The following is a 204-nucleotide window of genomic DNA, read 5'->3' as shown; positions in this document are numbered from 1 at the left end:
AATGGCCGTAAAGATTATCTATTTGCTCTAAAGCAGGAATACCAGATGTATCAAAATCTGCAAAATCAGATCAAAGACTGCGATATAGAAATAAAAAAATTACTTCAAGACCAGATTGATAGCAACAACAATAAAAAGCAACATTACACGGATCCGAAAATTCACAAAAGAGTCAATAAAAACACACCTAAAAATATTGATTTA

At 30.4% G+C, this 204-nt stretch carries 1 pseudogene; it reads left to right on the top strand.

What is annotated here, in order from left to right:
- Positions 1-204: pseudogene (locus tag FLACHUCJ7_RS25160) on the top strand (IS110 family transposase); the annotation flags it as partial.

The sequence above is a fragment of the Flavobacterium salmonis genome, from assembly GCF_903819435.1.
In the GTDB taxonomy this organism is placed as follows: domain Bacteria; phylum Bacteroidota; class Bacteroidia; order Flavobacteriales; family Flavobacteriaceae; genus Flavobacterium; species Flavobacterium chungangense.
The sequence above is the reverse complement of the archived record's forward strand: the minus strand, read 5'-3'. Positions and strand labels throughout refer to the sequence as shown.